This window comes from Comamonas aquatica NBRC 14918, from assembly GCF_000739875.1.
GTDB classification, from domain to species: Bacteria; Pseudomonadota; Gammaproteobacteria; order Burkholderiales; family Burkholderiaceae_C; genus Comamonas; species Comamonas aquatica.
Map to the genome: position 1 here is coordinate 1 of NZ_BBJR01000086.1, position 11,769 is coordinate 11,769.

The following is an 11,769-nucleotide window of genomic DNA, read 5'->3' on the forward strand; positions in this document are numbered from 1 at the left end:
CAGACATCAAAAAGGCGATGAGTGCTTGCGCACAGTGGCACAGGCACTACGTGATGCGCTTGTACGACCTCACGACTTGGTCGCACGCTACGGCGGCGAAGAGTTTGTCTGCCTGCTTCCAGAATGCGATTTAGATGGCGCTATGACCAAGGCCCAAAAGCTCTGCCAAGCAGTTCAAGAAAAAGCCATTCCACATGCAGACTCTTCAACGGGGCACTTCGTCACTGTAAGCGCAGGCGTAGCTTGCTTGATCCCAAACGCGCTACTTGAACCTTCTTCACTCATACAGAGAGCCGATGAGAACTTGTATAGAGCAAAAGCTCTGGGGCGCAACGTAGCAATCGGTTAAGTGCAAGGTACCTTCTTGACCTCAGCATTACCTGATGGGAGGTTAACCAAACTGCGATTCATATGTTCACGAAAGCAACAAATTACTTTCGACCCTGTCCAAAATGAGAAGCAACCTCTCGCAAGTCGGCCTCGCCTAATACACCAGCCAAATGGCGCAACCGCAAGCCTGCAAGTAGCTGCTCATACCGAGCTTGCGTCAGATCACGCACAGATTGGGCCAAACGCTCTTGCGCGTTCAAGACATCGACGTTCGTACGCTCACCACCGGTGAAGCTTCGTTGAGTAGCCTCAATCAACGCATAGCTTGTTGCTACGGCAGACTCAAGCGCAGCAATACGCAAAAGACCATTTTTCTGGGCACTGTACTGCCGATGGAGCTCCACTTCCAATTCAGCCACTCTGGCATCCATGTCTGCTTGCGCCTTCACCAACTGCGCCACAGCCTGCCGAGACTGCGCAGAAACAGAGCCACCAGCAAAAATTGGCATATTCAACTGTACACCCACTGTGGTGGTTTGCGAAGACTGGCGATACGTAGAAGTCGTGTCAGATTCATTATTTCCCACGCTCACAATCAAAGCCAATCTCGGATAGTGCCCACTCTTAGCGCGACTGACTTCATGGCGCGCTGCCTCTAAGTTATGTTTTAGGCTTTCAACTTCCGGGTTGGTATCAAACGCCTTACTGCGCCAATCATCCAGTGCTCCTGGAGCCGATGTGGTGCCGCCTCGTGATGTGAACCTTTCGAGCTGCTTAACTGGCCTTCCTACGATGGACTGGAGTGCATCAAGTGCGTGCTGCGCACGATCCTGGGCCACAATCAGTTCCGCCTGTATCAACGCCTGCTTTGAGCGTGTCTCTAGCGTGTCGGTACGGGTTCCCTCGCCTTGCATCAAGCGCTGCTCGTTAGCACGCAGCAGCTCGTCTGCCGACTGAAGTTGTGCCTCAACAAGACGTACTTCTTCACTCGCCAACAATGCCTTCGAATAGGCTTCAAAAACTCGCACCATCAGTTCTTGCTCGCGAAATCGAAAGAGCGCTTCACTCGCAGCAGTACGCGCAACTCCTTGCTCTTTAGCGGCCCAGGCCTCACGGTCGTACAAAGGTTGGCGCAACTGCAAACTGGAGGTGTTGCTGGCATAGCGCCCACGATTGTCAGTTCTGCCGTTCGCTTCCGTCACACGCGATTGGTTTTGATTGCTAGATACAACCCCGGAAATTACAGGTAGCAGCTTCGCTTGGCCAATTGTCTGGTGCTCTCTGCCCTCGTCACGAACAGCTTGAGCACCTTTAAAAACAGGGTCATAGGAACGAGCAGCTTCGTATGCTTGCATAAGTCCCATCAACTCCTTGGCCCAAGTCCCGTGGCTGGACAACGCCAGCACCACGGCAACAAAGTGCTGCCAACCTCTTGTGGATTCGTTTTTTGCATTTTTTTTTTGCACTTCACTCCTCCGTCAGTGACATCTTGATGTTGTCCCGAATGGGGCGCATCAGGTAGTTGGCCAGCGTTCGTTCCCCTGTTTTAACGAATAACTCGATCGGCATTCCTGGCCGAACAGGCAACTTACTCATCTCAACGTGGCCTTCAGCAGTAATTTCTGCGAACATGCGGAAATAAGGAGCCCCCGTCTTTTGATCTACCAATCGGTCAGCGGAAACTTGCACCACAGTTCCCGGAATACGTGGCGTTGTGTTTTGATTGAATGCTGAAAAGATCAGCTCTACGGGTAGACCGATGCTCACAGAATCAATCAAATGCACAGGAATCTGCCCTTCAACAATCAGTGGCTCAGATTGAGGAACGATATCCATCATCCGAAATCCCGGAGCAACAACACCGCCTTCAGTGAAGATGTTGAGGTCGGCGACAGTGCCATCTACCGGTGCTCTCACCACTGAGTTCTCCAGCTCGTAGTCCAAGCTTTCAAGTTGATTTTTTAAAGCATCTGCCTCTTTTTGGACATCTGCCAACTGTTCACGGACCTCTTTTTGAAACTCTTGCTGTCGATGGATTCGTCGAAGCTTCAGTTCGCTAGCTTGGCGCAATCCACGAGCGATATTTCCCCAATCCTCCGACATTGACGAAGCAAGTTGCGCATACGTACGCTCAAGTTCAAGCAGCCTGTTGCGTGGTACGTAACCACCTTGGGCCAGCTCGCGCATTCCATTCAACTGCTCCTGCAGAAGACGAAATTGCTCTTGCTTTCCTTCACGCGCTTCTTTTAAGCCTGCGGTGTGGGCTTCTATTCCTGCAATTCCCTCATTCAATGCTGACATCTCCGCCTGCAAAGCAAAGCGACGAGAAGCAAACAGCTGTTGCTGCACTGACATGGTGGAGCCAACACGTGGATCACTGCGCGCGGCCTCTGTATCAGCTGAAAAAGTCACTGATGCCTTGGCATCACGTTCTGCCAGTAATCTTGCTTCGGTAGCAAGTGCGGTGTAGTACTGAACACGTACAACAGCCGCATTAGCACGCGCTTGTACAGAATTCATCTGCACCAATGGCTGCCCCGCTTTCACCACATCACCCTCTCGAACGAAAATGGTTTGTACTGTCCCTCCGGCTTGGTGCTGCACTGCTTTTTTATTGCCAGCTACCGTGATCGTTCCGCTCATGGGTACACCCTGATCTAACGGAGCTAGGAAAGCCCACAACAACAGCCCACCAAAACCGACAAGAACAATCCACCAACCAATGCGAGTTTGACGCTTGGCATCGTCTTGCAACAAAGCGTCGTTGGGCAAGTTTTGCATCAGCGCGTGGACATGTGGAGTGTCGGTATTCATTGCAACCTCCTAGGCTGGGAACACTTCAGCTCATGGTTGATGGCGGAAAGGGTGCATGCGGAGCAGCCTTCTTTTCAAAAATTGAACGTACCTGAGCACCAGCAGTTTCTGCAGTTGTTGGAGGGGGTGTCATCGTCTTGGAAAGCGCTGCCAGCACCTGCGACGTGGGGCCGAAAGAATGCATGCTGCCTTGCCGCAGCAATAGCAAGCAAGAGGTCACAGCCAAGATACTGGTTCGGTGCGAAATGACCACCACCGTGCTGCCACGTTCACGCAAGCGCTGCAAAGCGGTCAGCAACGCTTGTTCGCCGACGTCGTCTAGGTTCGAGTTTGGTTCGTCCAAAACAATGAGCGATGGTGAGTCATACAGGGCCCGTGCCAATGCGATACGCTGACGTTGACCTCCCGACAGGCCGGCCCCACCGTCTCCGAGGACCGTGTCGTAGCCACGCGGGAAACGTTGAACCATTTCGTGCACACCGGCCATCTGCGCCGCTTCGATGACTTTGTCTGCATCAACCACACCAAACCGTGCGATGTTTTCGCTAACACTACCCGCAAACAGTTCGATGTCTTGCGGCAGGTACCCTATGTAAGGGCCAAGCTCTGTCTTGTTCCACTGGTAGACGTCCGTACCGTCCAGTCGAACCTTGCCTGCATTAGCCCCCCAGACTCCCACAAGCAATCGCGCCAGCGTTGACTTACCTGAGCCACTGGGCCCAATCACACCTAACACTTCACCAGCAGGTAGCGAAAAGCTAAGGTTTTGTAGTGCCGGTAGTGTCGCTCCAGGCGGAACGGCCGTTACGCCTTCAAATGCTATGGTCCCCTTAGGCCTGGGCAAAGGCATGCCGCTCTGGCGTGGTGGATTAGCAGCAAGTAGATCAACTAAGCGCTGGTATGCACTGCGCGTAGCCGACCAGCCCTTCCACACGTTAATCAGTTGATCGACGGGACTTAGCGCTCGCCCCATGAGAATGGAGCCCACAATCATCATCCCGGGGGTGATACGGTTCTCTAAAGCCAGCAATGCGCCCAACCCCAGGATGAGTGATTGCAGCGAAATACGCATGAACTTACTGAGAGCACTGATGGTTCCAGCGCGTTCACTTGCCAGCCCTTGCAGTTGCAAAAAACCCCCATGCAGTTTGAACCAACGCCCCATCAAGTTAGGCAGCATGCCCATGGCTTCAATAACTTCGGCATTACGCAGGTTGTTGGTGGCCAAATTCCCCGCAGCAACAGACATAGCGTTGGCCTGTGCCAAAGGTTTACTCGACACAAGCTCATTAGCCCACGCTAACCCAACGAGCACCAAGGTACCTATGACGGCAAATACTCCCAACACCCAGTCAAACAGAAAAATTACAGCCAGGTAGATCGGAAACCAGGGGGCATCGAAGAAAGCAAACAAGCCGTTGCCGGTAACGAACTGACGGATAGTCGCCAAATCATGCAGCGACTGACCTGCGTTTGCACCAGCTTGCTTAAGGTTCTGCTCAAAAGCTGCGGTGTAAACCCGCTGATTGAGTTTTAGGTCTAGCCGAGCCCCTACCCTTATCAGTAGGAAGCTACGCACAAGCTCCAATCCGTTCATCAGCAGGTAAGTGCCGATGACCATGACCGTCAGCATTAACAATGTGGTCTGATTCCCGCTAGCCAGCACCCGGTCATAGACCTGAAGCATGTAGAGCGATGGCACCAACATCAATAAGTTGACGATGGCACTAAAGATACCGACGTTGCGGAATGCCGTTCGAAATTCGCGCAATGCGGCGCCGATCTCGTTGTCGGCCAGCTTCCAACCCGGCCGACGCGAGCCGGCCGGGGATTGGTTAGATACCATAGCAACTTTCTGCCGTCAAGCGAGCTGGAAGTCTGCAATCGTCACAGTCGTGTGGTCTACAAGCCCCACCAACCGCACAGTGCCCCCGTCTACTCCGTTGACCGTGACCAAAGTGTCATTACCAGCATCAGTGATGACCACACGGCTGTTGAACGTCGCTGTGTCAAACTCAAAAGCTGCGAGATTCAATCGATCCTGGCCTCCTCCGCCTGCGGAAAAGCCGTTGATGATGTCATTGCCAAAGTTGGGACCAAAAACAAAGATGTCAGCACCCAGTGAGGCATCCATGATGTCGTCGCCTGCGCCGCCAGTCACCCGATCGTTGCCAGCGCCTCCGTCAATGCTGTCGTTGCCCTCACCGCCGTTGATCACATCATTGCCAATGTCGCCAAACAATGTGTCATTGCCAGCTCCACCGTGAATCTGGTCATTGCCATCACCACCATAAATGGTGTCATTGCCCTCACCACCTTCAAGAGTGTCGTTGCCAGCACCTCCATCCAGTCGATCATTGCCTGAACCACCGTAGAGGAAATCGTTTCCAGCCTCACCCAGCAGTTCATCATCCCCGGCTTCGCCATGCAAGGTGTCGTTGCCAGATCCTCCGAGCAAGCGGTCAACTCCGTCTCCGCCGTACACAATGTCGTCACCTGCCGCCGCATTCACAGTATCGTTGCCAGCCCCCGTCGTAATTACATTGGCAGAGCCATTGCCGACCAGGTTGGCATTGGTGGATGCGGTGTATATGAGGTTTTCGACATTGTTTGCCAGTTGATATGCGTTGGTACCGCCATAGCGCACCGTGTCATTGCCTCCGCCTGCGGCTTCCACGATGACATCGGTTTCTGTGCCCATGAGATAGGTATCGTCACCAGCGCCGCCTACCAAACGGTCGATGCCAGCGCCGCCATCCAACGTGTCATTACCCGCTCCACCGGTAATCGTATTGGTCAAATCATTGCCAGTACCTGTGAAGTTACCGCTTCCAGTGAACGTCAAGTGCTCAACATTTGCGCCTAGAACGTAAGCAGCAAGTGCGGTTTGCACAGTATCAGTTCCACCGTTGACATCCTCAATCACAACATCACCAGTGCTATCCACTAGATAGATATCGTTTCCAGCGCCGCCTGTCATAGCGTCATTACCGGCACCTCCGTCCAGGGTGTCATTGCCTGCCCCACCCAGCAATGTGTCGTTGCCAGCGCCACCTTCCAACCTGTCGTTACCAGCACCACCGTCAAGCAGATCGTTTCCGGCCAGTCCTTGCAGCAGATCATTGCCATTAAGGCCGAAGATACGGTTGGCACGGCCATCTCCTACCAAAATGTCGTTGCCGTTGGTACCCACAATGTCAGGTGCCTGAGTTGAGACTTCACCGTCTGCAAACCTCAATACCTCGATGTTGAAAAGTCGGTCGATACCATCGTTTTCTGGCAGGTTCACATCAGGATTCACGTGCGCTACCGTGACTGAACCATCATCGTGGTAAGTGATCTCATACTCTGATTGGTTGCCCCTATAGACTGCTGTATCAAGCGACAGATCATCAGGATCGCCATCGAGAATCTCACGCACGATGCTGAGCTGTCCTGGGTTCAGAGTGCGATCAAACATTAGGCTGTCCAGTGTTCTACCTCCATAAAGCAGCAAACCAGCAGTGCTGTACACCTTACCGCCCAGGTCATCGGACCACCCGATCTGATTGCCATTGCTGTCGTTGATGCGAATGCGCACATTCAGCCAGCGATCACCGTCTATGACATCGTTACCACCCTTGCCTTGCAAAATGTCGCTCCCACCACCACCCAAAAGGATGTCGGCCGCTGTGTCATAGATGGTTCGAGCACTTCCATCTTCGTTGTACTGCACAGCGTTTGCATCGAACACCACTGCCGTATGTGTCTGACCGTTGGCTGTGGTAAAGGTGACGCGGTCCAAATGCGCCACCAATTCGGCAAGACCCGCAATCCGAGCCACACCAGTTTCTAGCAATGCGTTGGCGTAAGACTCAAAAGGTGAGTTCGGATTGAACTGAGCGGCCGCTCCAGCTGCTTCATCGTAGGCGCCAACCACCACGTCGCGTCCCGTCAGGGTATCGGCATGCTTCCAGCCTGACAGGCCCTCGACCAGATCGAAGCGATCACGCAAGATGTTCGCTTCCTGGTTAACGAAAATCGGAATCCCGAGATCTGAGTTGGCGCCTTGCGCCTCCCCCTTGTGAATGGCCCAGTCAAAACCTGCCATACCGTTGTTGCGCTGAATACCCAGGCCCTGGAACATGATGTCGTCACCAGATTCAGCATCGTAATCGGTGTCGTTACCGCGACCGTTCAACACATCGTGACCAATGATTGGGCTGTTAAAGAACAGCTCGGAGTTCTCACCAGCGAGCGTGTCGAAGCTATCGCCCCCCTCAAGCCAGTCATCACCTTCATTGCCAGCAATAAAGCTCAGACCATCAGGGCCGCGCACAAAATCATTGCCTTCACCCGCTGTGATCGTCTTGCCGTCGACGCCCCCAAAAATGAAGTCCTGACCACTGCCACCAAAGATCAGATCCAGGCCATTGCCACCATTGATAACGTCATTCCCAGCATCGCCGTGAATAACATCGGCTGCGCCAGAGTCAGTCCCAGAGTCAGTGATGATGTCATCGCCATCACCTCCGAAAAGGTGGTCCACACCGAAGCCTCCTTCAATGCGGTCATTGCCACCGTCACCCCAGATAGTGTCATCCCCTTCACCGCCGATCAGCGTGTTGTCGTTGTCATCACCCCCAATCACGACATGATCCCCGCCGGTGTAATGCAGATAGTCATTCACCCCGTCACCGTCAGTATCACGGCGGATGACCATGGGACTGATAGCCGCGAGAATCGGGTCAGTATGGTTGGGATCTGCCACCTTTTGACGCGCTTGATTCAGCTCCAAGATGTAGTCCGGCGTGAGGAACAGCGAGCTCGGCAAGTGCGTTGCGCCAGGATTGCCCAGATCGGTGTTGCGCATGACTAGCTCAGCAAACGAATCTGCCTCCAACTGGTTGAGCAAGTTCATACCCTGAGTGCGGCTCAGGTAGTAGAAACGGTCACCTTCCTGCAGCTTTTCCATCTGAACTTCAAACACGAAGTTGAACGTGGTGCCCAACAGGCCTTGAAAAGCAACTTTTTTCTCGGCCAGTCCTCCGATCCAGAAATCAACGTTATTGAGACCACCCAACGTACCACCGGCCCATGCGTCCGTGGCGTTCAGGAAAGCCAAACGGTCAGTTGGGGCACCGTCCCCCCCCATGACCAGCAAAGTTGCAGCATTGCGTTTGTCTTCCAGCGTCACCGCATTAACTACGCTGCTATGCGTTCCGTATGCAGCCACGAAATTAATGATGGAAGCTGGGTTTTTGATGGCCAAGGCAAACTCGTACCAACTCGCATAGGGCTTCAGCGTGGTGTCTTGGGTCTGCTCATAAAACTGCCGACGTGCTTCGTTGAGCGAAGGAACACCTGTGTCGCGGCCACGGGCAATATTGATCGCACCCAGATCCAGCGGCAAGCCTACTAAGTTGTTACGAAGCGCTCCTGTCAGGAATTCATCGATCTCATTTCCCACTTGGCGCGTCATCCCGCGCAAGATCGCTCCGGCAGCTTCATCAGGCGTCGCTCCACTGCCTTCAAACGCCACGGGATTGAGGAAAGCGTCAATCAGCCCAATATGGTTGGTGGTCTGACCATCCGCCGCCAATCGATCCACTGATTCGGTGAGCATAGAGTGGCCAAAGCGGTACACCACGTGCGCAAACTCCGCCATGATTGCTGGATCGATGTCCACTGTGTTGGAGAAGAGGAATGGATCAATGTCGGGTGACACCAATCGCGCAAACTCCTCAAACACCAAATGCTGGTAGACCATCTCGGTGCTAAAGCGACTGGCCTGAAAGAGGCGCTCGCCGTTCCACAGAAGCGAAGAGGTGTCAGCGGGAACAGCGTCACCCTGAATAGGTGCCAACAGCCATTGATTAATGAAAGCCACATCACCGCTTGCGAGTAGCTCCGCCTTGATCTGATCGACGCGGTTATTGTGCTCACTGTGGAACACATGGTGAACGGCTGTCAGACCGATGTTCTCATTGCCACGTCCATCACCCACCACATAGTGCTTATCCAGCAGCTCATTGTCGTAGGTGGTAGCAGCACCCAGGAGATTTAGCGGAATGTCGTTGCCTGTGTCTGTGTCAGCATCGGCGGCCTTCACCACCTCCGCGGTAGTGGGATCACGGTCATGGTCCACTGTCCCAGGAGCCGCATTGTGTGCAATGTCGTTAAGGAAGGCGCGGCCCGCACCGTATGCACTGGATGCCTGCGCAGGAGCATCTGCAGTCCCGCTGAGGAGGCCTGCCGGAGTCACCAGTTGTGCGTAACCGTTAGCACCTGGGATAAAGTTGCCATAGAGGTCTGCAGCCACGAGCGGTACACGCAGCACATCCATATCCGTCAGCTCAATCCCCAACATCTGGCGTGCTTGGTTTTTGATGTCTGCCCAAGTGGGGGGGCCACCGTTTTGGCCCTCCAGCATATGGCCGGTAGCGACCGTCTTCATCACCCCATCCACTTCCACACGCACATACTCTCTCAAGAAGACTTGGTGCGACTCGTGCGAGGTATAGACCTGGTTCAGGTCAATAAATGGCGTGGTCTCATTGACGTGCTCACGCACGTCATCAGCAGTCCCAAGAATGCCATCAGCACCTGGGCTGTTGGTAGCACGCGTTAGCACCATGAAGTTGGTTGGACTGCCCTCAACGTACAACGGATCATCTGGCTGCAAAGGTATGTAAACCGTCCCGCTTCCACCCTTGGTGACCAGATCCAGACCGTGATCGAAGAACTGACCAAACAAAGTGAGAAAGCTGTTAAAGGGTGCGGTGTCTCCCAAGTCAGGCATGACGTTGGGCACGAACAGTGTCGTGTCGTTTACATCGAAATCCAGACCCATCTGCGCAGGCAACGACTCAAAAGTTGCTGCCGTGCTGTCTGCAAGCGCCTGGGCAGCAGCCAAGTCTTCTGCACTCACAGCCGCAGCATCCTGGGCTGCCTGCAATGCGCCAAGCGCATCAGCTGCAGCAGCTTCAGAAGCATCCGCTGTCGCATCCAAAATGATTGCTTGCTGCTGTGCAGTTGCAGCGTCAGCATTCGCCTGCACCAGCGCTGCCTGAGCAGCATCGACTGCATCTTGGGCAGCACCCACTTGATTTTCAGCAGCAGTCTCGGCCAGAGCTGCTGCAGCCACAACATTAATGGCTGTTGCCGTAACATCCTGCGCGCCCTGCAAGCTCGTGAGCGCTGTCGCCGTTTCTGCCGCAGCCTGGTTGTATGCGACCTGCGCACTGGTCTGCAACGAAGTCACCAAATTTTTTGCTGCTTCAAGTTGCGCAATCAAAGCCTCTTGCGCCGCGATGTCCGCTGGCGAGGCATTTGTTGCCACCAAGTTCGCCAAAATAGCCTGTGCAGCAGTAATTGCTTCGGTCGATGTCGTCAACAGACTATTGGTAGCGTTGAGGTTAGCCAGCGCCGCATTGCTCGCGCCAAGCTTGGCGTCGTATGCGCCCTGCGCAACAGTCTGAGCGCTCTGTGCAGCTGCGAGTTGTGCAGCAGCTGCGCTCGTAGCCATGTCAGCCGCCGCTTCGGCCGCAATTGCATTCGTGAGGTTTTGCTGTGCCGTGGCGAGGCTGGCTTCTGCACCATCGTTGATTGCATCAGCTGCTGCCTGGGCATTTGAGGCAGCTGTACGATCGGCACTGGCCTGCAGCGCAGCAGCATCGTAGGCCGCATGCAAGGCAGGCAAGTCGGCACCGCCACCTATCGCATCCTGCAGTGCCTGCAGTGCAGTGGCTGCATCCTGCGCAGCCTGGCGTGCAGCGGTATAGGTAGCTGCATCAGCGTAGGGATCTGTTGAGCCCAATGCAGTAAAAGCCGCAACCAGCACAGCAGGGTTGTTTGCGGATTGGTCTGAAATAAGGTTGCTAATTGTGCGCGGCTGTGAGTCGTAGACGCTACCAGAAGTCTGCTCATACGAGGTAGATTGCCCAGTACGTGGATTGATTTCAGCATCCTGGAACGTTGGTGTCAGCAACCGCGGCATGAACTGGTCAGCAGAACCATACTCAGGATGGACCAAATTGTTGTATTGGCCGCTGACCGTGCGCAGCCCCAAGGGCACGAGATTGTTGAGCGGGTTGCCCAACAGATCTGTCTGATCCTGATACCCCGACTGCACGTGTCGCTCTGCGACTTGAATGCTAGTGAGGATGCGCGAAATATCGTCAAGATTGAGGCGGAACGTCATGATGCACTCCTGAGTTCGAAGCGATTACGAGAGAAGCCAGGGAAACAAGACAGATAATTAATACTTATTAAGGATCGCAGTTCATTGTTTGAATAAATCCTCTACCTCGACATACATACAAACCCTAATCAAGGTTTAGCTCTTAAAAGTTCCAGCATGCATACCTGCTAGCTAACTCCTTGAAATCGTGCATTCGTCAGCAAACTGATTGCATGGGGTGTGCCACTTTTCCTACACCATGAAACACATGAAAGAGGCCTCTTGTGAAATCTTTTGTCCTACTTTGAGCAACCCTTGCGGGACCTCGAACTGCCTATGCTGCAGTCGACAATTCCCATGGCATGCTGGACTGAACTGGTCCTACGCAAGAAAGGGCCGCCTAGGGCATCGATATGCCGATACGTTCTTGCCAAGCGAAAACCGTTTTCGCGGATGCTGAATCA

Annotated in this window: 5 protein-coding genes; 1 reads left to right on the forward strand and 4 read right to left on the reverse strand. The window is 53.9% G+C overall.

All coding sequences use genetic code 11. The features are described 5' to 3' along the window. On the forward strand, nucleotides 1-349 hold a 349-nt coding region (locus CA2_RS17790), incomplete at its 5' end, for a diguanylate cyclase domain-containing protein (protein WP_156106162.1). 82 nt (nucleotides 350-431) lie between these two features. Here the strand turns inward: CA2_RS17790 and CA2_RS17795 are convergent. Genes CA2_RS17795 through CA2_RS18780 form a run of 4 tightly spaced genes read right to left on the reverse strand, consistent with a single transcriptional unit; the run spans nucleotide 432 to nucleotide 11,326 of the window. Next, the gene (locus CA2_RS17795; protein WP_156106164.1) at nucleotides 432-1,796 is read right to left on the reverse strand and encodes a TolC family outer membrane protein; all 1,365 of its coding nucleotides are present in this window, start codon (nucleotides 1,794-1,796) and stop codon (nucleotides 432-434) included. A 1-nt stretch (nucleotide 1,797) separates the two neighbouring features. Then, nucleotides 1,798-3,144: an HlyD family type I secretion periplasmic adaptor subunit gene (locus CA2_RS16685; protein WP_052369996.1), complete on the reverse strand. Its 1,347-nt coding sequence runs from the start codon at nucleotides 3,142-3,144 to the stop codon at nucleotides 1,798-1,800. Nucleotides 3,145-3,169: 25 nt separating this feature from the next. Further along, nucleotides 3,170-4,990 (reverse strand): type I secretion system permease/ATPase, encoded by a 1,821-nt coding sequence (locus tag CA2_RS16690; RefSeq protein WP_042420121.1) that lies wholly within the window; start codon nucleotides 4,988-4,990, stop codon nucleotides 3,170-3,172. 15 nt (nucleotides 4,991-5,005) lie between these two features. Further along, entirely contained in the window at nucleotides 5,006-11,326 is a 6,321-nt protein-coding gene (locus CA2_RS18780; RefSeq protein WP_156106166.1) for a peroxidase family protein, read from the reverse strand. Nucleotides 11,327-11,769 lie beyond the last annotated feature (443 nt).

Coding starts and splice junctions, on each gene's coding strand:
- CA2_RS16685 (WP_052369996.1), bottom strand. CDS start 3,144: ATGAATACCGACACTCCACATGTCCACGCGCTGATGCAAAACTTGCCC.
- CA2_RS16690 (WP_042420121.1), bottom strand. CDS start 4,990: ATGGTATCTAACCAATCCCCGGCCGGCTCGCGTCGGCCGGGTTGGAAG.
- CA2_RS18780 (WP_156106166.1), bottom strand. CDS start 11,326: ATGACGTTCCGCCTCAATCTTGACGATATTTCGCGCATCCTCACTAGC.